Raw genomic sequence first — 24,499 nt, 5'->3', positions numbered from 1 at the left:
GAGCACACCGCCTTGCCAGGCAGCCACTCCGAGCAGCGACGCAGTGGCATCCGCCGCGATCGCGTCACGCACGCCGTAGACGCGCACCTGGTCTGCATTCGGCAACGCCAATTGCAACGGCAAGCGCTGGCCATGCAGGAAGCGACGGCTCTCTTGCGCATCCAGCTCAACGCGCGGCAGCGTCTGCAACAGCGCATCGACCGGCGCCAGCAATGCACCACGTGCATCTTCAGCAGCAGCGTCCAACGCTTCGAGTGTCACGGCGCCGTCCAGCGTGAGGTTGCCCACCTGGGTGCGACGCAGCGCAACCAGATGCCCTCCGCAGCCCAGCGCCTCCCCAATGTCTTCACCCAACGTGCGGATGTATGTTCCTTTACTGCATGACACGCGCAACGTGACCGTTGGTTCGGCCGATTGCAGGTCGGTTGCCAGCACATCAATCGCGTAGATCGTTACCCGACGCGCAGCACGTTCCACCGTTTGCCCCGCACGGGCGTACTCGTACAGCGGCTTGCCGTCCTTCTTCAGCGCCGAGTGCATCGGCGGCACCTGGTCGATCTCGCCGACGAAGCGCGCGATGGCTGCCTGCAGTTGCTCGGGCGTGACCGATACCGGGCGCTCGCTCAGCACCTCGCCTTCCGCGTCTGCGGTACTCGTCCTGATCCCAAGGCGCACGACGGTTTCGTACGTCTTGTCCGCATCGAGCAGATCCTGCGAAAACTTGGTCGCCTCGCCAAAACACAGGGGCAACAGTCCCGTAGCAAGCGGATCGAGCGTGCCGGTATGCCCCGCCTTCTTGGCCCACAGCAGGCGTTTGGCGCGGATCAGCGCATCGTTGCTCGACCAGCCGATCGGCTTGTCTAGGAGCAGCACGCCATGCACATCACGCCGCGGCGGCTTTGGGGCCTGGGCACTTGGTGCTCAGCCATCTCAATCGTCTTTGGCACGCGTGGCGTTGGCCTCATCGATCAGGCGCGACATCTCGATACCGCGCTCGACCGAACCGTCGAAGTGGAAATGCAGTGTCGGCACCGTATGGATGTGCAGGCGCTTGAACAACAGCGAATGCAGGTAGCCCGCCTTCTCGTTCAGGATGGCGCCGGCGACTTCCGGCTCGGCACCCAGCACCGTGAAGTAGATCTTGGCGTGCGCGTAGTCTGGCGTGAGCGTCACGGATTGCAGCGTCACCAGGCCCATTGCCGGGTTCTTGATTTCGCGCTGGATCAACTCGGCCAGATCGCGCTGGATCTGATCGGCGATGCGCACGTTGCGGCCAGCGGCCGATCCCGATTTCTTCGGCATAGAGTATTCCTCACATGGGCGCCGACAGCACGCGCCGGCTGGCCCAAAAAGACAAAACGGTGGCGCGGGACGCGCCCGGGCCACCGTCGCAAAGTCGAGCCGGACACCGCAGCGCCCGGCCAACGTATTACAGCGTACGCGCCACCTCAGTGATCTCGTAGACCTCGAGCTGATCGCCTTCCTGAACGTCGTTGAAGTTCTTGATCGACAGGCCGCACTCGAAGCCTTGCTTCACTTCCTTCACGTCGTCCTTGAAGCGCTTGAGCGAATCGAGTTCGCCCGAGAAGATGACCACGTTCGCACGCAGCACCCGCACCAGCGAATTGCGCTTGACGAAACCGTCCAGCACCATACAGCCGGCGACTGCGCCAACCTTCGGCACGTGGAAGACCTGGCGCACCTCGACAAGACCTGTCGTCTCTTCGCGCTTTTCAGGCGACAGCATGCCCGACATCGCCGCCTTCACCTCGTCCACAGCGTCATAGATGATGTTGTAGTAGCGGATGTCGATGCCGTGGTTCTCTGCCAGCTTGCGCGCACCGGCATCGGCCCGCGTGTTGAAGCCGATGATGACGGCCTTCGACGCGGTTGCCAGGTTGACGTCCGACTCGGTGATACCGCCCACAGCAGCGTGCACAATCTGTACACGCACTTCGTCGGTCGACAGCTTCTTGAGCGAATGCACCAGCGCTTCCTGCGAGCCCTGCACGTCGGCCTTGATAATCAGCGGCAGCGACTTCACGTCGCCTTCGCTCATCTGTTCCAGCATGTTTTCCAGCTTGGCAGCCTGCTGGCGTGCCAGCTTCACATCGCGGAACTTGCCTTGGCGGAACAGCGCGATTTCGCGTGCCTTGCGCTCGTCCGGCAGCACCAGCACTTCTTCACCGGCACCCGGCACTTCCGACAGACCCTGGATTTCCACCGGGATCGACGGACCAGCATCCTTGGCCGGCTTGCCGTTTTCGTCCAGCATGGCGCGCACGCGGCCATAGGCCGTGCCCGCGAGCACCACGTCGCCGCGCTTGAGCGTACCGCTCTGCACCAGCACCGTAGCGATCGGACCCTTGCCCTTGTCCAACTGCGCTTCCACCACCAGACCCTTGGCCGGCGCGTTGACCGGCGCCTTCAGTTCCAGCACTTCGGCTTGCAGCAGCACGTTTTCCAGCAGGCTGTCGATACCTTCGCCAGTCTTGGCGGACACCGGCACGAACGGCACATCGCCGCCGTACTCTTCCGGAATCACGCTCTCAGCCACCAGCTCCTGCTTGACACGGTCGGGGTTGGCTTCGGGCTTGTCGACCTTGGTGATCGCCACCACGATGGGCACGCCGGCGGCCTTCGCGTGCGCGATGGCTTCCTTCGTCTGCGGCATGACGCCATCGTCGGCCGCCACTACCAGGATCACGATGTCGGTCGCCTTGGCGCCGCGTGCACGCATGGCCGTAAAGGCCTCGTGACCCGGGGTGTCCAGGAACGTAATAACGCCGCGATCGGTCTCGACGTGATACGCGCCGATATGCTGCGTAATGCCGCCGGCTTCGCCCGCCGCAACCTTGGCGCGACGGATGTAGTCCAGCAGCGAGGTCTTGCCGTGGTCGACGTGGCCCATCACGGTCACGACCGGCGGACGGGTTTCGGCTTCCGCGTTGGTTTGCTCCTGCACGTCCCCAACCAGCATCGCTTCCGGATCGTCCAGCTTGGCTGCGACCGCCTGGTGACCCATTTCTTCGACCACGATCATCGCGGTCTCTTGGTCCAGCACCTGGTTGATCGTAACCATCTGGCCGAGCTTCATCATCTGCTTGATGACTTCGGCGGCCTTGACCGACATCTTGTGTGCCAGATCGGCAACGGAGATGGTTTCCGGCACGTGCACTTCACGCACGACCGGCTCGGTCGGTGCCTGGAAGGCATTGCGGTTATCGTCGCCATGACGGTTGCGGCCGCCCTTGGAGCCGGAGCGCCAGCCGTCTGCGCCACCGCCGGTATCGCCGCGAGTCTTCAGACCACCACGCTTGCCACCACGGTTGTCGTCCTGCCAGCCTGACTTGCCACGGCCGCCCTTCTTGTCACCAGCCGGCGAGCCCGGTGCCGGTGCAGCAGCCGGTGCCGGAGCTGCCGGCTTCTTGGCTGCTGCCGGACGTGCTTCGCCAGCCGGCTTGACCGGCTTGTGCAGCGTGCCCGATTGCTCGGCCTTCTTGACCTCTTCAGCCTTGCGCTCGGCGGGCGTCTTCAGCACGCGAGCCGGGGCGCTCATCATCTCGCGGATCGCGCGGGCTTCTGCTTCGGCAGCTTCGCGGCGCTTACGCGCAGCGTCTTCCTCAGCCTTGATCTTGTCGGCAGCGACGCGCGCCTCGTCAGCAGCCTTCTGCGCCGCTTCGCGCTCGGTTGCCAGACGCGCGGCGTCTTCCTCGGCCTTGCGGCGCGGGGCTTCGTCCGACGCTTCAGCAGCAGCGCGGGCAGCAACGGCCTCCTCTTCCGCCTTCTTGGCAGCGAGTTCAGCCTGACGCTTCTGCTCGGCCTCGGCGGCCTCTTGACGGGCGCGCCTCTCAGCTTCCTCGCGCTCCATCGCCTCCTGGCGCGCCTTGAGCTCGGCTTCCTGACGGGCCAGCAATTCGGCCTGGCGACGATGTTCTTCCTCGCGACGCGCGACTTCCTCGGCATCGACCACCGGCGCAGCCTCAGACGCTTCCGATTCAGCCAGTGCCGCGTTCGGCTCATCACGCTTGACCAGCACGCGCTTCTTCTTGACTTCCACTTGCACGGTACGCGTCTTACCCGTGGCATCCGCCTGGCGGATTTCGCTGGTTTCGCGCTTGGTGATCGTGATCTTCTTGCGCGCGCCATCCTCGGCGCTGCCGTGTGCTCGCTTGAGATAGTCGAGCAAACGGGTCTTGTCCGATTCGGTGATGACGTCTTCCGGCGTCGCCTTTTGCACGCCCGCGGCCTGCAATTGTTCCAGCAGTGCTGATGCACTACGGTTCAATTCGCCAGCGAGCTGGGCAACTGTTGTGCTTGCCATTCAAACCCTTTCGATGCTTGGTTTCAGTGAGGATTGCGATAAACGATCAACGTTTATGCGACTCACGAAAACCAGTGTTCACGCGCCTTCATGATCAGCGCCTTGGCTTGTTCTTCGTCGACGCCGGTCATCTCGACCAATTCGTCCACGGCCAGCTCGGCCAAGTCGTCGCGCGTCTGGATGTTCCCCTCGGCCAGCTTGCCGATCAGCTCCGGGGTCAGCCCCTCGAGGTCGCGCAGGTCTTGCGACACCTTCTCGACCCTTTCTTCCTTCGCCAGCTCCATCGTCAACAACACGTCTCGAGCGCGGTTACGCAGCTCATTGACGGTGTCTTCGTCGAACGCTTCGATTTCCAGCATTTCCTGCAGCGGCACGTAGGCCACTTCCTCGAGCGAGCTGAAGCCCTCCTCGATCAGGATGTCGGCAACCTCTTCGTCCACGTCCAGCTTCGCCATGAACAACTGGCGAACGACGGAGCTTTCTTCCGCCTGCTTTTGCGCAGACTCTGCCGGCGTCATGATGTTGATCTGCCAGCCGGTCAATTCCGACGCCAGGCGAACGTTCTGGCCGCTACGGCCGATGGCCACGGCGAGATTTTCCTCGTCGACCACCACGTCCATGCTGTGCTTTTCCTCGTCCACGACGATGGACTGCACTTGTGCCGGCGCCAGCGCACCAATCACAAACTGCGCCGGGTCTTCCGACCACAGCACGATGTCTACAGCTTCGCCACCAACTTCGTTACGCACGGCGGTCACACGGGTGCCGCGCACGCCGACGCAAGTGCCAATCGGGTCGATGCGCTTGTCATGTGCAACGACCGCGATTTTCGCACGCACGCCCGGATCGCGCGCGGCGGCCTTGATCTCCAGCAGGCCCTGTTCCATTTCCGGCACTTCGTTTTCGAAGAGCTTGATCAGGAACTCGGGGCAGGTGCGCGAAAGCTCGATCTGCGGGCCACGTGCGGTACGGTCGACATTCAGGATGTACGCGCGGACACGGTCGCCCGTGCGCAGATTTTCCTTCGGGATCATCTGGTCGCGGGCCAGCAGCGCCTCGACGCGACCGGTTTCTACGATCAGGCCCTTCTTGTCGGCGCGCTTGATCGTGCCGGTCATGACCTTCTCGCCACGATCCAGGTAGTCGTTCAGGATCTGCTCGCGCTCGGCATCGCGGATGCGCTGCAGGATCACCTGCTTGGCAGCCTGCGCGCCGATGCGGCCAAACTCGACCGATTCGATCTGCTCTTCGACGAAATCGTCGACCTCGATGTCAGCGTCCTGCTCCTTGGCTTCAAACAGCAGAATCTGCTTGTCCGGCTCCTGCAGGCCTGCATCGTCGGGAACGACGAGCCAGCGACGGAAGGTTTCGTGTTCGCCCGACTCACGGTCGATCGCCACGCGCACATCCACGTCTTCTTCAAAGCGCTTCTTGGTCGCCGAAGCCAATGCGGCCTCCAGCGCCCCGAACACCACATCCTTGTCGACGTTTTTTTCGCGCGCAAGCGCATCGACGAGCAACAGAACTTCGCGGCTCATTGCTTGTTCCCTTTGTTTCGATTTCCTTTGAAGTCCAGCACGGGCACCAGCCGGGCGCGGTCGAGTTCCGACAGCGTGAATCCCAGCAGCGCAGGGCCTTCCTTGCCCTCAAACTCAAGGCCGATCCGTTCCTGGCCTGGCTCGCCCGTCGGAGCCTGAATGATTCCCGTGAAATTCTTCTGTCCATCCACCGGCAAGCGCAGCGTCACCTTGGCCTCAAGGCCGGCGAAGCGCGTGAAGTCGGCCAGCGTGCGTAGCGGGCGGTCCAGCCCAGGCGACGACACTTCCAGCCGTTCGTAGTTGACGTTTTCAACTTCGAACACGCGCGTGAGTTGATGACTCACTTTTTCGCAATCTTCAATGACGACGCCGTTCTCTGCCTGATCGATATACACGCGCAGCAGCCCGGCAGGCGCGCGCTCCACTTCCACCAGCTCGTACCCCATGGCGGTGAGGGTTTTCTCAATCAGATCAGTCAGATGCACGTTTTTCCTGAAGAATTTCCCGGTATGGCCAACCTGCTGAAGCAAAAAAAAATGGGCGCAACGCCCATATCATTCGCCCATCTTCTGCAGGATGACTTTTGATTAGACTCACATTGTAATACGCTTCGAGGCAAAAGGCAAAAATTGCCCCGAAGCCGCCACAAAATGGGGCGTTGCGACGAATGCCGCACACAACGCCCGCATTTTTAACGCTTACCGCCGCGTTTGCCACCACCGCGTGGCGCCTTGTTGCCGTTCGGCATGCCGCCAGCGCTCTTTCCGGGGCGCTTGTTGCCGGGTGCGCGATTGCCATCACGCATGCCACCACCCGCCCCCGCACCGCCACGGCCGTTCGCACGATCGCCCATACGAGTTCGCGCTGTGAGCGTGGTCGGGCCTCCCACATTGATGTAGCCCATGGACGTCTGCATCGGATCCGGCTGACGCGGGCTGGACGGACGGCGCTGCGCGGGTTGCGCGCGATTACCGTTTTCAACGCCCATACCACGCGACTGGAAGTTGGCTTCCCCCGCAAAACCAGAGGACATCGGCCCCATCAGCACCGGCGCCGGACCACGGCGACGATTGCCCTGGCGGTCTTGCCCACCGCCAGAACTCGCCGTCGGCACCTTCATGCCCAGCGTGCCCATCAGCGTACGCACATCCTCGGCCGACACCTCCTGCCAACGGCCCCGCTTAAGGCCGCGCGGCAGTACGAAGCTGCCATAGCGCGTCCGGATCAGCCGCGACACGGTCAGGTTGACCGCCTCAAACATGCGCCGCACTTCGCGGTTCCGCCCCTCGGTCAGGGCGACGTGGTACCAGTGGTTGACACCTTCGCCGCCGCCATCGACGCAGCGCAGGAAGTTGGCTTCGCCGTCCTGGAGCGAGATGCCGTGCAACAGCTTCTGACGGTCAGTTTCGGCCAGCTCACCCAGCGTACGCACCGCGTATTCACGCTCAACACCATAGCGCGGGTGCATGAACCGGTTGGCGATATCGCCGGAGGTCGTGAAAATCAGCAGGCCCTCGGTATTGAAGTCGAGGCGGCCGACGGCGACCCACTTGCCGGTCTTCATGCGCGGCAACGCGTCGAACACCGTCGGACGACCTTCCGGATCGGACTGGCTGACGATTTCACCCGACGGCTTGTGATACAGCAGCACGCGCGGCGGCTTGTTCGGCAACTTGCGCTGGATCAGCTTGCCGTTCACGCGCACCTGGTCGGTCGCGAGAATGCGTTGACCGATATGAGCCGGCAGGCCATTCACGGAGACGCGCCCTTGCAGGATCAGGTCTTCCATGTCGCGGCGAGAGCCAAGCCCGGCATCAGCCAGGATTTTGTGCAGTTTGGGAGCGTCGTCTTCGGAGGTCAGTTCGCGCGCCTTGGGAGGCTGCGATGCACCGCCGGTGTCAGCCTCGGAGTCGTACGCCCCGGAAATCACGTATTGGAAGACGTCTTCAGAGCCCTTGCCTCCCTTCAGCCCCTTGCCCCCGCGATTCTGGTTCGCGCCGCCTGCCTTGCCTTGCGGTTTGCCGTTGCGGTTCTGCGACTTGCCACGACCCCCGGTGTTCTTACCGCCAGCACCTTCCACACGGTCGTTGCGCTCGGCGCGCTCCAGCGGCTGACCTTCGCCTTGACGGCGGCGGTTCTTACCGAAACGGCCGCGCGGGCCACGTCTCTCGCCCTGGTTTTCTGCTGGCGCCTGTTCGGCCGTCGCAGCACCTTCTGCAGCAACTACCGCCGGCTCACCAGCCGCCTCTTTCGGCTTGCGCGCCCGTGGCGCGCGGGTCTTGCGCGGTTGCGCGGGCTGGCCGGCGTCTGCACCACCCGCATCGGCGGCTTCGCCCTCAGGGCGACCATCCTGCTGCTGGCGGCGCGAAGCCACGAGGTTGCGCAAGCCTCGGCGCAATCCCTTGCGGCGAGGGGTGGCCTCAGTCCCATCACCGCCGTCTTGTCGCGGCGGCTGAGCGTCGGCGTCGGCCGGCATACGTGTATCCATGGAATCTGGCTGGGTGCTCACAACGTCTTTCAAATCTAGGGGTTCAAGCCATCCGCCGACTGCACGGCGGGCATGGCATTACGAATGTTCATTGGCGGGAGCTGCTGGCAACTCGACCGGTGTTTTGTGTTCAGGCCCTGACGCAACCTCGGTCGCACTCACCGCTTGCGCCTCGGTTTCCAGGGCCGGTTCCTCGCGCGGCGCGATCTCAGGCTGCGCCGGCGTTTCACCGGCCACCACAACGGAAGCCTCGGCAACCGGCGATCCGGCCGGTTCCTCCACCGAAGCCGCTGCGCTTTCCGCGCCCTCCGGCGCGTCGTTGACCAACGCTGTCAGCTCTTCCACCGCAATTGCGCCGCCCTCGAACTCAATGGCGCCCTGCTCCAGCAGGCTGGCCTGCGCCTGGGCGCGGGCATCTTCGAGCGGCGGCAGCTCGTCCAGCGAGCGCAAGCCAAGGTCATCGAGAAACTGCTTGGTCGTCGCATACAGCGCAGGGCGACCAGGCACGTCGCGATGACCGATGACTTCGATCCAGCCGCGGTCTTCAATCTGCTTGATGACCTGCGTGTTGACCGTAACACCGCGAATGTCTTCGATATCGCCGCGCGTGACCGGCTGGCGGTAAGCGATGATCGCAAGTGTCTCCATCACCGCGCGCGAGTACTTGGGTGGTTTTTCCGGGTGCAGGCGGTCGAGATACACACGCATCTCGGGGCGGCTCTGCAGGCGCCAGCCGGAGGCCAGTGCAACCAGTTCGACACCGCGATTCAGCCAGTCCTGGCGCAGCTCTTCGAGCAGCACACGAATGGTGTCTGCGGAAACATCTTCGTCGAACAGCTTGCGCAAGTCATTGACTCGCAACGGGTCCTGCGCGCAGATCAGCGCGGTTTCGAGGACGATCTTCGCCTCTTGGGTATTCATCGGGTTGAGCGGCTCGTCATTGCTCGCGCGCGGCCAGTCGCCGTCACGCTTGAGGTTTGTCGTCCCGCCGCGACGCTCGCGGCATTTCTGATTGCTATTGCCCGCCCGGGCCCGCGCGCGAAGGCCAATTGATTCAATTGGGCCCTGCACCGAAACGCAGTGGCTATGCCCGCAAAGTAAGGGCCGGAGGAGCGAGTTGATCCGGTGCCGGTCAGGCACCACAAGGGCAATTTCTTCCGCCGCCATGTGGACGGATACTGCACCGGACGACTACCAAGAAAAACGGCAGTCCGCCCGAATCGACTGTCCAGGGTGACACTACCGCTGGAAGGCATCGCTTGGCGCCGCGCTTGGGATTGTTGATTTACGCGGGTGGCGAATCGAATTGCTATTGATTGTAGGGCAATTTCCAGCGGCGCCGCAACCGGGAAGATGATCTAGCCTCCCATCCAAGGCCGGATGGCGATTTACGCGTGCTTTAAACGACTACAGCACCAGACAGAATCCGTGTGCGTTGAGCATCTCTGGCAGCCAGATCGCGTGCACCAGCCCCCATATCCCGAACCCCGCAATGGCGATGCCGGCCGCGCCACGCACCCACCGGCGGCGCGACAAGCCACGCAGCCACCCAGCGAAGCCAGACATCATCAACAGGTTGGGCAGTGTACCTGCACCAAAGGCGAGCATGACCACAGCCCCGGAGGCAGCGTTGCCTGCCAGCAACGCCACAGCCAATGCGCCGTAGACCATGCCGCACGGCACCAGTCCCCAGGCCATACCCGTGATATAGCGGCGTAGCAACGGCGGCTGACGTTGCAGCGTGCCGCCCAGTGTGGCAGTCCCCCGAGACAGGCGGCCAGCGACGCGGCCGAGCAAGCGCTCAAGCCACACACTGCGCCACGCATCTCCGGCGGAGCGCACGAGCAGCAAAATCCCATAGGTGACTAGCAATACACTGGCGAAAGCAAACAAGCCGCGTTGAATCGGCAGCCATTGCTGGCGCCAGAAGGTCGCGCCCATCGCACCCATGATTGCGCCAAGCAGCGCGTAGGTGGTCAGCCGGCCGGCATGCATGACGACCTGCTCGAACCATAGTCGGCGACGCGACACGACCCGTACCGCCACAGTTCCACGTTCGGCTGCAAGTGCGATCCCGCTGCACATCGCCAGACAATGCACACCGCCGAGCAATGCGATGAGGAAAACGCTCAGAAGCGCTGCAGCACTCATCTTTCTGACGCTCTTTTGATATGGACCAAGGTTTTTGTTTTACTGTTGCGAACTAAGCGTAATTGACGCGTTTTGCCGCATCGGAAATGTCCGAGGACAAGAAGGTCGCCGTTATAATAAGCTGAGCTGCATCACAAGAATTACTCATTTCACTTTCCCGAAACTCGCCCCCGCCCGTGTTCACTCGAATCGCACTTACCGACCAAGCCTCGCGTTGCTCCACCTGTGTACTCGGGCAAATCTGCCTGCCGGTGGGAATGAACTCGGACGACGTGCGCAAGATGGACGACTTGGTCGGCGAGCGCATCCGCATTAAGAAGGGGCAATCGCTCTATTCGCTGGGGGAGCCGCTGGAAGCGGTTTACGGCATTCGTTTCGGTACGCTCAAAACCCATCTGACGCTCGAAGACGGCCGGCACCAGATCACGGGGTTTCACCTGCCAGGCGAAATCGTCGGGCTCGATGGCATTGGCGACATGCGCCACGTGTCGGACGCCACCGCGCTTGAAGATACCGAAGTCTGCGTGGTGCGTTACGACGAACTGCAGCACCTTTCGCGTCGGCTGCCTTCGCTGCAGCATCAGTTCCTGCGCATCATGAGCAAGGAGATCTCGCAGGATCATCTGATGCTGCTCACGCTCGGTTCCATGCGTGCGGAGGAGCGTCTGGCAGCGTTCCTGCTCAACCTCTCGAAGCGTTCAGCCCAGCGGGGTTATTCGTCAACCGAATTTGTGCTGCGCATGAGCCGCGAAGAGCTGGGCAGCTATCTGGGCCTCAAGCTCGAAACCGTCAGCCGCCTGTTCTCGCGCTTTGCCGAAGCGGGTCTCATCCAGATCCGCCAACGCCACGTCAAACTGATCGACCTGGCCGGCCTGCGCCAGGTCATGAGCGGTCAAGCCGCTTGAGGCTCCTTCCATGGCGCCCGCTCACACGAGCGGGTGTTCATGCGCTTCCAGTTTGCCGATGCCCGGGGACACGTAGAGCGTCAGCGCGCTCGACAATCCGCACAGCAACCAGAACACAAAGAACGATACCGTGTAGACCGCCTGGGCCGACACGGTGATCTGTTCGCCGAAGAAACGCAGGTCGGCGGGGTCCACCACTGCAAAGACCACCAGTTCAGCCAACGCGGCCGACAGAAATGCCGGCCACAGAATCCACATCAGCAGTCGACGCTTCATCGGGCCTCCGCGTGAATACCATGTGCCGGCGCGACGGTCGTCTTTTCAACGACCAAACCGTGGCGCACGACGTTGTCGTGAATAACGGCGTCGGGATGCGACATCGCCAGCCAGATGGTGACGCCGCAGCCGATCATGGCGACAAACGGCCCAGCCATCAGGAGCCACGGCCAGGGCTCGCGCCACCAGGGACGGGCCTGCGCGGAAGATTGCGTTGCGTGCATCGTTGCCTCCTGTTGGGGATGCCGCATCAGCGCGGCACGATGAAGCTCGACGGTTCGCGCAGTACGAGGCTGGCGCTACCGCTGTCTGCGTGGATGACGAAACGGATTTTGTGCGAGCCGGGGGCGGCATCATCGGCCGGCCGGCGTACGCGCACTGGCAGCAGTCGGTTGGCCGCCGGTGGCAGCTCCAGTGTGGTCGACTCGCCACGACCGCCCTGCACATCCAGTTCCGGCATGCCCTCTGCTGTGATGGTCACGCGCATGGGGAGCTCGGACGCGTTCATCAACTGCAGGCGGTAAACGTTCTCGATCTTGCCCCCGTCCACTTCACGCGCCAGTGCACCACGATCACGAATCACGTCAACCTTGAGCGGCTGACGCATGGCCAATGCCACGATGAAGCCGGTGATGAGCACAAGCATGATCCCGGTATAGATCAGCACGCGCGGACGCAGCAGATGTCGCCGGGCGTCCTTCGGGCTGAGCCGATCGCGCATTGCGCGTTCGGACGTATAGCGGATCAGACCGCGCGGGTAGCGCATCTTGTCCATGACCTGATCGCAGGCATCAATGCAGGCGCCGCAACCAATGCATTCGTATTGCAGCCCTTGGCGGATGTCGATGCCGGTCGGGCACACCTGTACACAGATGCTGCAGTCGACGCAGGAACCCAGACCTTGCGCTTCGAAATCGGCGTTGCGCGAACGACTGCCGCGCGGCTCGCCGCGCAGGGTGTCATAAGTCACGACGTAGGTATCGGGATCGACCATCACGCTCTGGAAACGAGCGTAGGGACACATGTAGCGGCACACCTGCTCGCGCATGAAACCGGCGTTGCCCCATGTCGCGAATGCGTAGAAGAGCATCCAGAAAGTCTGCCAAGGGCCGAGCGACAGCGTCCAGGTCTCCATGCCCAGATCGCGGATCGGCGTGAAGAAGCCCACGAAGGTGAAGCCCGTCCACAACGCGATCAGCACCCAGGCCGAATGCTTGGTGACCTTGAGACGCAGCTTGCGCAGGCTCCAACGCTCACCGTCGAGCCGGATGCGGGCAAAGCGGTCGCCTTCGACATGGCGCTCGATCCACATGAAGATTTCGGTGTAGACCGTCTGCGGGCAGGCATAGCCGCAAAAGAGCCGGCCCGCCACCGCCGTGAACAGGAACAGCGCCAGCGCCGATAGCACCAGCAGCACTGCCAGATAGATGACATCCTGCGGCCACAACACGAGGCCAAAGAGGTAGAACTTGCGAGCGCCCAGGTCGAACAGCACTGCTTGGCGACCATTCCACTGAAACCACGGCAAGCCATAAAAGATGGCTTGCGTGGCCAACACCAGCCAGACGCGCCAACGCGCAAAGGCGCCTGTTACGGCGCGCGGATAGATCTTGCGCCGGACCTCATAGAGCATCTGCTCGGTCGGTGCGTCCTCGGCGCCCGCCGCCGCAGTGGCGGGCGTCATCGGGCGCCAGGCTGGTTCTTTGTCGCTCATTGCGCGTGACTCGTGTTGCTGTTCGACAGACCCCAGACATAGGCCGCCAGCATGCGGATTTTCTCCGGCGAGAGCAGGTTCTCGTGTGCCGGCATCGTGTTGTCACGGCCTTTGAGGATGGTCTCGACGATGGTCGCTTCCGAACTGCCGTACAGCCAGACGCGGTCGGTCAGGTTGGGGGCGCCGAGCGCCTGATTGCCCTTGCCGGTTGCCATGTGGCAGGCCGCGCAAACCGACTTGAACGTCGGTTCACCGCGCGCTGCCTTGATCGGGTCGTAAGCCAGGCCCGACAGCGAGCGCACGTAGTTGGCCACGTTGACAGCCTGATTGCCGTCCACCACCGCTGCCAGCGATGGCATGACTCCGTGACGCCCCTTGGTGATCGTGGTCAGGATCGTCTCAGGCTCGCCTCCGTACAGCCAGTCGTTGTCGGTCAGGTTCGGGAAGCCCTTTGAGCCGCCCGCGTCAGAGCCGTGGCACTGCGCGCAGTTGTTCAGGAACAGGCGCTGGCCGATCTCATGGGCCTGAGGATCTGCGGCGATTTGCTTGATATCCATGCCGGCATAGCGTTCATAGACCGGGCGAACCTGTGCATCGGCCGCAGCACGCTGAGAGGCCAATTCGCCGCGTGTCGAGAAACCGAGCACGCCACCGTATGAACCCAACCCGGGGTAGAGGATCAGGTACCCCAACGCAAAGATGCACGACAGCAGGAACATCCACATCCACCAGCGTGGCAGCGGGTTGTTCAGTTCGCGCAGGTCGCCGTCCCACACATGGCCGGTGTCCTCGCCCGCGCTATGACCGGGCGCAATCTGAATGCGCCGCTGCGAAAACAGCAACCAGACACACCACACGATGCCGACAAGGGCGATCGCAGCGATGTAATACCCCCAGAACTCCGAAATGAAGTCGCTCATGATTCTGTGTCCTTATTGATGCGGGCGCGACGCGTCTGCGCGCGCACCGGCGACCTCGGCCTCATCGGGCAGCAGGAACGGCAGCATGGCCGATTCCGTATTTGCAGCGCGGCGATGCGCGGAGAATGCCCACCAGGTAATGCAGACGAACAGCACGAGAAAGACGGCAGTCGCAATTGCACTCAGCATGGCCATGGCTTACTCCTTGGCAGCAACAGTGGCAGGCGCAGCAGCCGGAGCGACAGCCACGTCCCGGACGTTACGCAACTCAACGCCAAGGCCTTGCAGATAAGCGACCACGGCGTCTTCTTCCGTTTTGCCTGCGAGTTGCTCGCGCGCACCGGCGATCTGGGCATCCGTATACGGCACACCCAGCTGACGCAGGACGTGCATCTTCTTTTCGATGTCGCTGTTGTCCAGCGGCGTCTTCGAGAGCCACGCATACGACGGCATGTTCGACTCGGGCACCACCTCCCGCGGATCGCGCAAGTGGATGCGATGCCAATCATCGGAGTAGCGTTGTCCCACGCGCGCCAGATCCGGGCCCGTACGCTTGGAACCCCACAGGAACGGGTGATCGAACACCGACTCGCCGGCCAGCGAGTAGTGGCCATAGCGCTCGGTCTCGGCGCGCAGCGTACGCACTTGCTGCGAGTGGCAGCCGACACAGCCTTCGCGAATGTAGATGTCGCGCCCCGCCAGCCGCAGCGGCGAATACGGGGCGATGCCCTTGACCGGTTCAGTGGTCGAATGCTGGAAGAAGAGCGGCAAAATCTGCACCAGGCCCGCAATGCTGACGACGACGAGCGTCATCACAATCAGCAAGCCGATGTTCTTTTCCAGCGTCTCGTGCGAGAAAAACTTGTTGGATTGGTTGCTCATGTTCCCCTCCTCACTGAGCCGCGACCATCGGGGTCTGGGCCGATTGAGGAATCGGTGCATCGATCGCCTTGCTGCCCTGGATGGTCTTGAACACGTTGAATGCCATCAGCAGCATGCCGCCCAGGAAGCACAGGCCACCAGCCAAGCGAATCAGGTAGAACGGGTACGTTGCCTTGACCGCCTCGACAAAGCTGTAGGTCAGCGTGCCGTCAGCCTCGGTGGCGCGCCACATCAGGCCCTGCATCACGCCGGCGACCCACATGGCGGCGATATAGAGGACAACGCCGATGGTCGCCACCCAGAAGTGCACCTCGATCAGGCGCGTGCTGTACATCTTCTGCTGGCCGAACAGGCGCGGGATCATGTAGTACATCGAACCGATAGTGATCATCGCCACCCAGCCCAGGGCGCCGGAGTGCACGTGGCCGATTGTCCAGTCGGTGTAGTGCGACAGCGCATTCACGGTCTTGATGGACATCATCGAGCCCTCGAACGTCGCCATGCCATAGAACGACAGCGCCACGACCAGGAACTTCAGGATCGGATCGGTGCGCAGCTTGTGCCAGGCACCCGACAGGGTCATGATCCCGTTGATCATGCCGCCCCACGACGGCGCCAGCAGGATCAGCGAAAACACCATGCCGAGCGACTGGGCCCAGTCGGGCAGCGCCGTGTACTGCAGGTGGTGCGGACCCGCCCACATGTAGGTGAAGTTCAGCGCCCAGAAGTGCACGATCGACAGGCGATACGAATAGATCGGGCGCTCGGCCTGCTTCGGCACGAAGTAATACATCATGCCCAGGAAGCTGGTGGTCAGGAAGAAGCCCACAGCGTTGTGCCCATACCACCATTGCACCATCGCATCCTGCACGCCGGCATAAGCCGAGTACGACTTCCACATCGACACGGGCAACTCAGCGTTGTTGACGATATGCAGCAGCGCGATCGTGATGATGTAAGCGCCGAAGAACCAGTTGGCCACGTAGATGTGCCGGGTCTTGCGCTTGATGATGGTGCCGAAGAAGACGATCGCGTAGACCACCCACACCACGGTGATCAGGATGTCGATCGGCCATTCCAGCTCAGCGTATTCCTTCGAGCTTGTGTAGCCCAGCGGCAGGGTGATGGCGGCAGCCACGATCACTGCCTGCCAGCCCCAGAACGTGAAGGCGGCAAGCTTGTCGGAAAGCAGGCGCACCTGGCAGGTACGCTGCACGATGTAGTAGGACGTCGCAAACAGCGCGCTGCCGCCAAACGCAAAGATGACGGCATTCGTGTGCAGAGGACGCAGCCGGCCGTAGGACAGCCAGGGCACCCCGAAATTCAGTTGCGGCCAGATCAACTGGGCCGCGATCAGCGCACCGACCGCCATACCGACGATGCCCCAGACGATCGTCATGATCGAGAACTGGCGTACCACGCGATAGTTGAAGGTCTGGGTGTGCTGCAACGCGCTGGATGATTCCATGCTTGCTCCCCACGATAATTGGTGTGATGTGGTCATGTTAAGAACCGGGCCGCCAAAGAGTCTTGACGTGCATCAAGGCAACCCCGGCAATGTGGTCAGGCAGTTCCGTCCCGCGACACTGCGTCGCGTGCAGGGGTATCGGGGTCCAGCAGAATCGATTCAGCAGGCGCTCTCAGATCGTCGTACTGCCCTGAGCCGACGGCCCACCAAAGCGCACCGACGATCGCCACGACGAGCATCAGCGACAACGGAATCAGCAGGAACAGGGTTTCCATGGCAGTCCTCCTAGACCGCGCGCGACAGGCGCCACGCATTGAGCGCCACCAGCAGCGATGACACCGACATGCCGATGCCAGCGGCCAGCGGCGAGAGCCACCCGAGCGTGGCCATCGGAATGCTGATCGCGTTGTAGGCAAAGGCCCAGCCGAGGTTCTGGCGCACCACGCGCAACGTGCGGCGGCCAATCGACACGGCCTCGCTGATGGCAATCAGGCGCGGTTCGGTCAGGATGGCATCGGCACCGGCCTGAGCCAACGGCGCACCTGATCCAATGGCGATGGAGACCTGCGCCTGTGCGAGCAACGGCGCATCGTTGATGCCGTCGCCGACGGCCAGCACGCGGGCGCCGTCTGCCTGCAGCTTATGCACGTAGGCGCGCTTGTCTTCGGGGCTGGACCCGCCCACGGCGTGGTCGATGCCCAGGCGGTTGGCCCACCAGTGCACGGTTTCAGGCGCATCGCCGGAAACGAGATGCAAGCGCAATCCTTGTGCACGCAACGCGCCCAGGCATGCAGGCGCGTCGGCGCGTGGCGTATCGGCCAGCGTGAAGCGCGCGAGCGGTTGGCCATCGCGGCCGAGCCAGACCGACGTGCATGCGGCCGCCGGCGGCACCTCCTCCATTGGTGCTTCCCCACCGTAACGGATGGTGGCAACCGGCTGGTTTGCGTAGTGCATGGCCGCAAACGACTGCGTGCCCAGACGCATCAAGCGGTTCTCCGCCATGGCATACACGCCCTGCCCCGGCACGTTTGTCACGCGCCCCAACCTGGGCAGCGGCATTGCATTCGAGGTGCCGGCGCGTAACGACTGGGCGATCGGATGGTTCTCGGATTGCTCCATCGCGCATGCCAATGCAAGACAGTGCTCGGCATCCACATCGGCGAAGGTCTCGATGCTCAGCAAGCGCAAACGCCCCTCGGTGAGCGTTCCGGTCTTGTCGAGCAGCACATCCGTCACGGCTGCCAGGCTCTCGATGGCGTGGCCCCGCGTGACCAGCACACCCCGCCGTGCCAGCGCACCGCTGGCCGCCGCCAGCGCAGACGGCGTGGCGAGCGACAGCGCGCATGGGCAGCTCACCACAAGCACCGCCACAGTGACCGCAAACACGCGTGTCGGATCGATCCACCACCACGCGATCGCGGTGAGCAGCGCCCAGCCGAGCAGCACTGCCACAAAGCGCCCGGCGACACGATCGGCGAGTTCAGCCATGCGGGGCTTGTCGGTCAAGGCGCGTTCAAGCAGATCGACGATGGCGGCAAGGCGCGTCTGGGTGCCCACGCGGTTCACACGCACGCGAATGGCGCTGACCACGTTGTAGCTGCCTGCCAGCGCGGTCGCGCCCACGTCGCGCGGACGCGGCACGCTTTCACCCGAGAGAAGCGATTCGTCGATCTCGGTGGTGCCGTGTTCAATGGTTCCGTCTGCAGGCAGGACCTCACCGGCGCGCACTTCCACGCAGTCGCCTTGCTGCAAGGTAGCAACAGGGATCGTTTCGAGGGCGCCGCTTACGGCGTTGAAGCGCCGGCAGGTAGCCGGCAACTGACGGACCAATGCCTCGGCGCCCGAAGCTGCGCTCTGCCGCGCACGCAGTTCGAGATAACGCGCGGCCAACAGGAAAGCGACGAACATCGTCACCGAATCGAAATACGTTTCGCCATGGCCGCGCAACGTGGCGAATACGCTGGCAATGAAGGCGGCACCGATCCCCAGCGCCACGGGCGCGTCCATGCCGACGTGCGCGTGCCTCACTTGCCGCCACGCGTTGATGAAAATGGGCCGCGCAGAAATCAACACCACCGGCACCGTCAGCACCAAGCTGGCCCACTGCATCAGGCGGGTCTGGTTCACGGGGATGTCGCCGCCATGCAGGTACACCGGCCACGCGTACATCATGACTTGCATCATGCCCAGCATTGCCAATCCCAAGCGGATCAGCAGGCTGCGGCGTTCGCGCGCCTCGGCAGTGCGGCGGGCGGATGGCTGGTCCGGCCACGCTTCATATCCGACGTCGGCAATGGCGGCAAACACCGCGGACAACCGCATCACCCCTGCATCTCCGACGATGCGTGCACGTTCCGTGGCGTAATTGACGGTGACCTCGCGCACCCCTGTCACTCGCGAAAGCGCGCGCTCGATCAGCCAGACGCATGCGGCGCAACGCATGCCGCTGATGGCGAGGGAAAGTTCTTCCGCACCGTCAGCGCGTGTGCGCACGAAGCGCTCACGCATGACCGGCAGATCGTAGGTCGCCCAAACCGCTTCGGCTTCTGTGCGGCGGTCCCCTTCGATGGGCTTGGCGAAGGCGATCGGGCCGTCATAGACGTGGCCCATGCCCGCGGCGTGCAGCGTTTGCGCGACAGCCTGGCAGCCGGCACAGCAAAATTCCCGGGACTTGCCGCCGATGTCGGCATGGAGAGCGGTGGCGCCCTCCAGAGGCGAGGCGCAGTGATAGCAGGTGATGTGCGACGCGCCTGCCCTGCTCGGGCCAATAGGCGAGCCTTTGCCGTCAACCGGCGCGGTTGGATGGATGGGGGCGAATGTCGACGTCATTATGAGGACGATGCTAGCCAGCTTCCCCCGGCACGCCCTTGATGCGCATCAAGCACGGCGCAATAACAATCAGCGGAAAATGCGATTCTCAAGGCACTCCAACCACCCTACCTTCCCATAAAAAAATATCGCCGCCTATAGTGGATAGCTGAACCAAGCAAACAGGAGGGCGCGACATGGCAACCGAATTCAGCCTGTACAACATCCACTGTGAATGGGGCGAGCACGGAGCATCCGCGCTGGCGCCACATTGCGACGCCGTCATCGTCGTGGACGTGCTGTCCTTCTGCACCTGTGTGGACGTGGCCGTGGCGCGCGGGGCACGGATCTATCCGTACCCATGGCGCGACGCCAGCGCTGAAACCTTCGCGCGCCGCGCAGGTGCCATGCTGGCGGGCTACAACCGAAGCCAGGCGGGCTATACGCTCTCGCCAGCGTCGCTGCGTGAATTGCCAATGGGCAGCAGCCTCGTCCTGCCCTCGCCTAATGGGGCAACGCTGGCACTCGCCACCGGATCGACGCCGACGTTTGCTGGCTGCCTGCGCAACGCGCGTGCGGTAGCTGAAGCGGCCTCGCGGCTGGGCCGACGCGTGGCCGTGGTGGCATCAGGAGAGCGCTGGGCCGACGGCAGCCTGCGCCCAGCCCTGGAAGACTGGCTGGCCGCCGGTGCGATCGTGCACCACCTGTCGGAAACGGTGGCGGGGTTCCTGCCGCAAGCGCTGTCGCCGGAAGCGCTCGCGGCCCGCGCGATCTATCGCGAGGCGTCGCAGACCGGCATGATGAAAGCGTGGCTGCTTGATTCGGTATCGGGCCGCGAGCTGTGCGAACGCGGCTTTACCGAAGACGTGACCATGGCCTCGCAAACCGATGTGAGCAACGTCGCCCCCATGCTGGTGGAAGGCGCGTTCCGCAACGTCAATCGCAAGACCGAACGCCTGCCGCAGGACTTCTTTGGCGCAAACCTGCGGCCCGCGCAGGCACCGCCGTCGCACCGCAACCCGCCACCGACGTCACACTAGGCACTCGGCACTGAGCGCAATCACGTCAGTGACGTGTCCACTTCGCGGCGAGGTGCCTCGAGGTATTCGCGCGACTGCATCTCGACGATGCGCGACACGGTGCGTTGGAATTCGTTGGCCATCTGGCCTTCGGTGTACAGCTCGTCTGCCGGCACCTCGGCCGACATCAGCAGCTTGACCTTGTGGTCGTAGAACACGTCGATCAGCCACGTGAAGCGGCGCGCTTCGGATGCCATGCGCGGCGTCATCTTCGGTACATCGGCCAAGATGACGGTATGAAAGCGCGACGCGATTTCCAGGTAATCGTTCTGTGAGCGCGGTCCCCCGCACAGCGTGGCGAAGTCGAACCACACCACACCGCCGGCCTTACGGGCTGCCCGAATCTCACGATGCTCGATGCGCAGCACCGGCGACTCGTCCGACACTCCGGCCACCGCCGTAAACGCATCGCGCAACGCCGAGTTGGCCTTGGCGCCCAATGGCGTGTAGTACGCCTGCACCTGCTCCATCGCCCGCTTGCGGTAGTCGACGCCTGCGTCGACGTTGAGGACGTCGAGCTTCTCCTGCAGCAGCGCAATGGCCGGCAGCACGCGGTCGCGATGCAGGCCGTCCGGATACAGCAAGTCGGGCCGATAGTTGGACGTCATCACAAACTGCACGCCGTTGGCAAACAGCTGATCCAGCAAGCGATGCAGGATCATTGCGTCGGCAACGTCGCTGACGTGGAATTCGTCAAAGCAGATCAGGCGGTAGCGCTTGGCGATGCGGCGGGCCAGTTCGTCCAGCGGATCGGCGCGACCGCGCAGCTCTTCCAGTTGGCGATGCACTTCGCGCATGAACTCGTGAAAGTGCAGTCGCGTCTTGCGCACCAACGGCACGCAGCTATAGAACGCATCCATCAAGAACGACTTGCCGCGCCCCACCCCGCCCCACATGTAGACGCCACGGGGCAAATCGGGCCGCACGAGCATCTTGCGCAGCGCATTCGAACGACGGGCCTTGTAGGCAACCCATTCGTCGTAACACCGCTGCAGGCGGTCGACGGCGCGTTGCTGCGCTTCGTCGGGCCGATAGCCGCGCGCCTTCAGTTCCTGTAGGTAGGTTTCCTGGACATTCATCTGCTTGATCTTCTTGGGGCCCGTTTGCGCGCCCAAATGGACCGATGCCCGGCAATCTTGTGGATTCACCGGGCATCGTGCTTGCCTTGCGGCTTGCGATTTACATATTGAGCTGACGCTTGTCGACAGCCAGCGCAGCTTCGCGCATCACTTCCGACATCGACGGGTGCGGATGGCAGATACGGCCGATGTCTTCGGCCGCAGCCTTGAACTCCATCGCTACCACGGCTTCGGCAACCAGGTCCGAGGCGTTGGCTGCGACGATGTGCACGCCCAGGATTTCATCGGTCTTCGCATCGGCGATGACCTTCACGAAACCGTCGGATGCGCCCATGCCCAGCGCACGGCCGTTGGCCAGGAACGGGAACTGGCCGGCCTTGGTCTCACGGCCTTCGGCCTTGAGCTGCTGCTCCGTCTTGCCCACCCATGCAATTTCCGGGTACGTGTAGATGACCCACGGAATGCAGTTGTAGTCGATGTGCGGTTTTTGGCCGACGATGCGCTCGGCCACAGCCACGCCTTCGTCTTCTGCCTTGTGCGCCAGCATCGGGCCACGCACCACGTCGCCGATCGCCCACAGGTTCGGCAGCTTGGTCGCGCAGTGGTCGTCCACTTCGATAAAGCCACGCTGATCCGCCGCCAGGCCGATCGCTTCCAGGCCCAGGTTGTCGGTGTTCGGCACGCGGCCGATCGACACGATCAGCTTGTCGCACTCCAGCACTTGCGCAGCGCCGGCAGCGTCGGTGTAGTTGACCTTCACGCCCTTGGCCGACGATTCGATCTCGCCAACCTTCACGCCGACGTTGATCTTCAGGCCCTGCTTGGTCAGCAGCTTGTTGGCTTCCTTGGCGACGGATTCGTCCGCCGCACCGAGGAAGCTCGGCAGCGCTTCGAGAATCGTCACTTCGGCACCCAGACGGCGCCACACCGAGCCTAGTTCCAGGCCGATCACGCCAGCGCCGATCACGCCCAGCTTCTTCGGCACTTCGCCAAATTTCAGCGCGCCTTCGTTGTCGGCAATGGTCACGTTGTCGACCTTCACGCCCGGCAGATGGCGAGCCTTCGAGCCCGTGGCGATGATCACGTGCTTGGCGGTCACGACTTCCGTGCCGGCCTTGCCTGCGATTTCGACCTGATAGCCGGCGTCAGTCTTGCCGACGAACTTGCCATGGCCCTTGAGCAGCGTCACCTTGTTCTTGCGGAACAGGAACTCGATACCCTTCGTCATCTTGCCGACGATGTCGTCCTTGCGCTTGAGCATCTTGGCCACGTCGACCTTGACGCCATCCACCGTGATGCCGTGATCGGCCAGGTGGTGATTCACGTTCTCGAACTCTTCCGACGAGGCCAGCAGCGCCTTCGAAGGAATGCAGCCGACGTTCAGGCAGGTGCCACCCAGGCGCGGCTCGCCCTTCGGATCGTCGTAGGGGTTGTCTTCGCAGCAGGCCACGTTCAGGCCCAGCTGGCCAGCGCGGATGGCGGCGATGTAACCGCCGGGGCCGGCGCCGATCACCAGCACGTCAAATTCTTTGCTCATGGAGAAATCCTCGATTCGGACGCCGCCGCACAGCGTGGGCGGCGTCTCGTGTCATCAACGCGGTCGATTAGAGATCCAGCAGCAGGCGGGCCGGGTCTTCCAGCGCTTCCTTCATCGCCACCAGACCCAGAACGGCTTCGCGGCCGTCGATGATGCGGTGGTCGTAGGACATGGCCAGGTAGTTCATCGGGCGAACCACGACCTGGCCGTTCTCCACTACGGCGCGATCCTTGGTGGCGTGCACGCCCAGGATGGCCGATTGCGGCGGGTTGATGATCGGGGTCGACAGCATCGAGCCGAACGTGCCGCCGTTCGAGATCGAGAACGTACCGCCGGTCAGGTCGTCCAGCGTCAGCTTGCCGTCCTTGGCCTTCTGGCCGAATTCAGCAATCTTCTTCTCGATATCGGCCAGGCTCATCTGGTCGGCATTGCGCAGGATGGGCACCACCAGGCCGCGCGGCGAGCCAACAGCGATACCGATGTCGAAGTAGCCGTGGTAGACGATGTCGTTGCCGTCAACCGATGCGTTGATCACGGGGTACTTCTTCAGCGCGTGGACAGCCGCCTTCACGAAGAACGACATGAAGCCCAGCTTCACGCCGTGAGTCTTCTCGAACTGGTCCTTGAACTTGGCGCGCAAGTCCATCACCGGCTTCATGTTGACTTCGTTGAAGGTGGTGAGGATGGCGTTGGTCGATTGCGACTGCACCAGGCGCTCGGCAATACGGGCGCGCAGGCGGCTCATCGGCACGCGCTCTTCCGGACGGTCGCCCAGGGCGGCGAAGTCCACCGGTGCAGCCACTTGCTGCAGCGCCGGACGTGCAGCCTGCGGAGCGGCAGCAGCAGCCGGCTTGGCGCCACCGGCTACGGCACCCAGCACGTCGCCCTTGGTGATGCGGCCATCGCGGCCCGTGCCGGCCACCTGGCCAGCCGACAGGTTGTTCTCAGCCATCAGCTTGGCAGCCGACGGCATGGCCACGCCACCCGTAGCGGCGGCGGCCGGAGCAGCAACCGGTGCCGGTGCAGCGGCTGCGGGAGCCGGAGCAGCAGCAGCCGGAGCGGCGGCGCCTGCCTTGCCTTCGGTGTCGATCTTGGCCAGCAGCTGCTCCGACGTCACGGTTGCGCCGTCAGCCACCAGCACTTCAGCCAGCACGCCAGCCGACGGGGCCGGCACTTCCAGCACGACCTTGTCGGTCTCGACTTCGATCAGGATTTCGTCCTGGGCCACGGCTTCGCCCGGCTTCTTCTTCCAGGAGATCAGCGTGCCTTCTTCAACGGACTCGGAAAACTGCGGGACCTTGACTTCAACGATAGCCATTTCGGTGCTTCC

At 63.3% G+C, this 24,499-nt stretch carries 22 protein-coding genes; 2 read left to right on the top strand and 20 right to left on the bottom strand.

Translation table 11 applies throughout. From position 1 onward, the window contains the following. The 8 genes from truB to BEK68_RS00765 form a co-directional block, all read right to left on the bottom strand. Positions 1–882 (bottom strand): tRNA pseudouridine(55) synthase TruB (gene truB / locus BEK68_RS00800; protein WP_065851517.1); only part of this gene is annotated, 882 nt, incomplete at its 3' end. Between the two features lie 48 nt (positions 883–930). Next, positions 931–1,302, bottom strand: a complete 372-nt coding sequence (gene rbfA, locus BEK68_RS00795; RefSeq protein WP_004626422.1) for a 30S ribosome-binding factor RbfA — start codon at positions 1,300–1,302, stop codon at positions 931–933. A 127-nt stretch (positions 1,303–1,429) separates the two neighbouring features. Beyond that, a complete protein-coding gene (gene infB, locus BEK68_RS00790; protein WP_012435351.1) occupies positions 1,430–4,324 on the bottom strand; it encodes a translation initiation factor IF-2 in 2,895 nt (964 codons plus the stop codon). A 62-nt stretch (positions 4,325–4,386) separates the two neighbouring features. Further along, positions 4,387–5,862 (bottom strand): transcription termination factor NusA, encoded by a 1,476-nt coding sequence (nusA, locus tag BEK68_RS00785; protein ID WP_004626418.1) that lies wholly within the window; start codon positions 5,860–5,862, stop codon positions 4,387–4,389. Beyond that, positions 5,859–6,347, bottom strand: a complete 489-nt coding sequence (gene rimP, locus BEK68_RS00780; protein ID WP_004626417.1) for a ribosome maturation factor RimP — start codon at positions 6,345–6,347, stop codon at positions 5,859–5,861. The genes nusA and rimP overlap by 4 nt, the downstream gene beginning before the upstream one ends. Before the next feature lie 206 nt (positions 6,348–6,553). Then, on the bottom strand, positions 6,554–8,338 hold the full coding sequence (locus tag BEK68_RS00775; protein ID WP_012435350.1) for a pseudouridine synthase: 1,785 nt from the start codon (positions 8,336–8,338) through the stop codon (positions 6,554–6,556). 90 nt (positions 8,339–8,428) lie between these two features. Further along, positions 8,429–9,271, bottom strand: a complete 843-nt coding sequence (gene scpB / locus BEK68_RS00770) for an SMC-Scp complex subunit ScpB (protein WP_012435349.1) — start codon at positions 9,269–9,271, stop codon at positions 8,429–8,431. A gap of 486 nt (positions 9,272–9,757) precedes the next feature. Then, positions 9,758–10,501 (bottom strand): sulfite exporter TauE/SafE family protein, encoded by a 744-nt coding sequence (locus BEK68_RS00765; RefSeq protein ID WP_012435348.1) that lies wholly within the window; start codon positions 10,499–10,501, stop codon positions 9,758–9,760. 176 nt (positions 10,502–10,677) lie between these two features. Between BEK68_RS00765 and fnr the strand changes: the two genes are divergently transcribed. Next, positions 10,678–11,406, top strand: a complete 729-nt coding sequence (fnr, locus tag BEK68_RS00760) for a fumarate/nitrate reduction transcriptional regulator Fnr (protein ID WP_012435347.1) — start codon at positions 10,678–10,680, stop codon at positions 11,404–11,406. A 21-nt stretch (positions 11,407–11,427) separates the two neighbouring features. Here the strand turns inward: fnr and BEK68_RS00755 are convergent, their stop codons facing one another. The 9 genes from BEK68_RS00755 to BEK68_RS00715 form a co-directional block, all read right to left on the bottom strand. Continuing rightward, entirely contained in the window at positions 11,428–11,682 is a 255-nt protein-coding gene (locus BEK68_RS00755) for a hypothetical protein (RefSeq protein WP_004626404.1), read from the bottom strand. Beyond that, complete coding sequence (locus tag BEK68_RS00750) at positions 11,679–11,906, bottom strand: FixH family protein (protein WP_012435346.1); 228 nt, start codon at positions 11,904–11,906, stop codon at positions 11,679–11,681. The genes BEK68_RS00755 and BEK68_RS00750 overlap by 4 nt, the downstream gene beginning before the upstream one ends. A 26-nt stretch (positions 11,907–11,932) precedes the next feature. Beyond that, positions 11,933–13,396, bottom strand: coding sequence for a cytochrome c oxidase accessory protein CcoG (ccoG, locus tag BEK68_RS00745; RefSeq protein WP_004626400.1), 1,464 nt, complete (start codon positions 13,394–13,396; stop codon positions 11,933–11,935). Continuing rightward, positions 13,393–14,316, bottom strand: coding sequence for a cytochrome-c oxidase, cbb3-type subunit III (gene ccoP / locus BEK68_RS00740; RefSeq protein ID WP_012435345.1), 924 nt, complete (start codon positions 14,314–14,316; stop codon positions 13,393–13,395). Before ccoP ends, ccoG begins: the two co-directional genes overlap by 4 nt. Positions 14,317–14,328: 12 nt before the next feature. Then, positions 14,329–14,511 (bottom strand): cbb3-type cytochrome oxidase subunit 3, encoded by a 183-nt coding sequence (locus BEK68_RS00735; RefSeq protein ID WP_004626396.1) that lies wholly within the window; start codon positions 14,509–14,511, stop codon positions 14,329–14,331. Positions 14,512–14,514: 3 nt separating this feature from the next. Then, entirely contained in the window at positions 14,515–15,198 is a 684-nt protein-coding gene (ccoO, locus tag BEK68_RS00730; protein ID WP_012435344.1) for a cytochrome-c oxidase, cbb3-type subunit II, read from the bottom strand. 10 nt (positions 15,199–15,208) lie between these two features. Then, a complete protein-coding gene (gene ccoN, locus BEK68_RS00725; RefSeq protein ID WP_012435343.1) occupies positions 15,209–16,666 on the bottom strand; it encodes a cytochrome-c oxidase, cbb3-type subunit I in 1,458 nt (485 codons plus the stop codon). 95 nt (positions 16,667–16,761) lie between these two features. After that, positions 16,762–16,941, bottom strand: coding sequence for a cbb3-type cytochrome oxidase assembly protein CcoS (gene ccoS / locus BEK68_RS00720; RefSeq protein WP_004626389.1), 180 nt, complete (start codon positions 16,939–16,941; stop codon positions 16,762–16,764). 10 nt (positions 16,942–16,951) lie between these two features. Further along, positions 16,952–19,495, bottom strand: coding sequence for a heavy metal translocating P-type ATPase (locus BEK68_RS00715; protein ID WP_012435342.1), 2,544 nt, complete (start codon positions 19,493–19,495; stop codon positions 16,952–16,954). A 176-nt stretch (positions 19,496–19,671) separates the two neighbouring features. Here BEK68_RS00715 and BEK68_RS00710 point away from each other — a divergent pair, with 176 nt between their 5' ends. Further along, positions 19,672–20,514, top strand: a complete 843-nt coding sequence (locus BEK68_RS00710; protein WP_012435341.1) for a 2-phosphosulfolactate phosphatase — start codon at positions 19,672–19,674, stop codon at positions 20,512–20,514. 20 nt (positions 20,515–20,534) lie between these two features. On the opposite strand, the gene zapE is transcribed toward BEK68_RS00710, so the two are convergent. The 3 genes from zapE to odhB form a co-directional block, all read right to left on the bottom strand. Continuing rightward, positions 20,535–21,632, bottom strand: a complete 1,098-nt coding sequence (zapE, locus tag BEK68_RS00705) for a cell division protein ZapE (protein ID WP_012435340.1) — start codon at positions 21,630–21,632, stop codon at positions 20,535–20,537. A 100-nt stretch (positions 21,633–21,732) separates the two neighbouring features. Continuing rightward, on the bottom strand, positions 21,733–23,169 hold the full coding sequence (lpdA, locus tag BEK68_RS00700; RefSeq protein WP_012435339.1) for a dihydrolipoyl dehydrogenase: 1,437 nt from the start codon (positions 23,167–23,169) through the stop codon (positions 21,733–21,735). 67 nt (positions 23,170–23,236) lie between these two features. Further along, the gene (gene odhB, locus BEK68_RS00695; protein WP_012435338.1) at positions 23,237–24,487 is read right to left on the bottom strand and encodes a 2-oxoglutarate dehydrogenase complex dihydrolipoyllysine-residue succinyltransferase; all 1,251 of its coding nucleotides are present in this window, start codon (positions 24,485–24,487) and stop codon (positions 23,237–23,239) included. Positions 24,488–24,499: the final 12 nt, after the last annotated feature.

Source organism: Ralstonia pickettii, assembly GCF_001699815.1.
Taxonomy (GTDB): domain Bacteria; phylum Pseudomonadota; class Gammaproteobacteria; order Burkholderiales; family Burkholderiaceae; genus Ralstonia; species Ralstonia thomasii.
Note: the sequence above shows the minus strand (reverse complement) of the source record. Positions and strands in the feature narration are given on the sequence as shown.

Bases quoted from the DNA above. Each gene is read 5' to 3' on its own strand.
- rbfA (WP_004626422.1), bottom strand. From the start codon at position 1,302: ATGCCGAAGAAATCGGGATCGGCCGCTGGCCGCAACGTGCGCATCGCC.
- infB (WP_012435351.1), bottom strand. From the start codon at position 4,324: ATGGCAAGCACAACAGTTGCCCAGCTCGCTGGCGAATTGAACCGTAGT.
- nusA (WP_004626418.1), bottom strand. From the start codon at position 5,862: ATGAGCCGCGAAGTTCTGTTGCTCGTCGATGCGCTTGCGCGCGAAAAA.
- BEK68_RS00775 (WP_012435350.1), bottom strand. From the start codon at position 8,338: ATGCCGGCCGACGCCGACGCTCAGCCGCCGCGACAAGACGGCGGTGAT.
- scpB (WP_012435349.1), bottom strand. From the start codon at position 9,271: ATGAATACCCAAGAGGCGAAGATCGTCCTCGAAACCGCGCTGATCTGC.
- BEK68_RS00765 (WP_012435348.1), bottom strand. From the start codon at position 10,501: ATGAGTGCTGCAGCGCTTCTGAGCGTTTTCCTCATCGCATTGCTCGGC.
- BEK68_RS00755 (WP_004626404.1), bottom strand. From the start codon at position 11,682: ATGAAGCGTCGACTGCTGATGTGGATTCTGTGGCCGGCATTTCTGTCG.
- BEK68_RS00750 (WP_012435346.1), bottom strand. From the start codon at position 11,906: ATGCACGCAACGCAATCTTCCGCGCAGGCCCGTCCCTGGTGGCGCGAG.
- ccoG (WP_004626400.1), bottom strand. From the start codon at position 13,396: ATGAGCGACAAAGAACCAGCCTGGCGCCCGATGACGCCCGCCACTGCG.
- ccoP (WP_012435345.1), bottom strand. From the start codon at position 14,316: ATGAGCGACTTCATTTCGGAGTTCTGGGGGTATTACATCGCTGCGATC.
- BEK68_RS00735 (WP_004626396.1), bottom strand. From the start codon at position 14,511: ATGGCCATGCTGAGTGCAATTGCGACTGCCGTCTTTCTCGTGCTGTTC.
- ccoO (WP_012435344.1), bottom strand. From the start codon at position 15,198: ATGAGCAACCAATCCAACAAGTTTTTCTCGCACGAGACGCTGGAAAAG.
- ccoN (WP_012435343.1), bottom strand. From the start codon at position 16,666: ATGGAATCATCCAGCGCGTTGCAGCACACCCAGACCTTCAACTATCGC.
- ccoS (WP_004626389.1), bottom strand. From the start codon at position 16,941: ATGGAAACCCTGTTCCTGCTGATTCCGTTGTCGCTGATGCTCGTCGTG.
- BEK68_RS00715 (WP_012435342.1), bottom strand. From the start codon at position 19,495: ATGACGTCGACATTCGCCCCCATCCATCCAACCGCGCCGGTTGACGGC.
- BEK68_RS00710 (WP_012435341.1), top strand. From the start codon at position 19,672: ATGGCAACCGAATTCAGCCTGTACAACATCCACTGTGAATGGGGCGAG.
- zapE (WP_012435340.1), bottom strand. From the start codon at position 21,632: ATGAATGTCCAGGAAACCTACCTACAGGAACTGAAGGCGCGCGGCTAT.
- lpdA (WP_012435339.1), bottom strand. From the start codon at position 23,169: ATGAGCAAAGAATTTGACGTGCTGGTGATCGGCGCCGGCCCCGGCGGT.
- odhB (WP_012435338.1), bottom strand. From the start codon at position 24,487: ATGGCTATCGTTGAAGTCAAGGTCCCGCAGTTTTCCGAGTCCGTTGAA.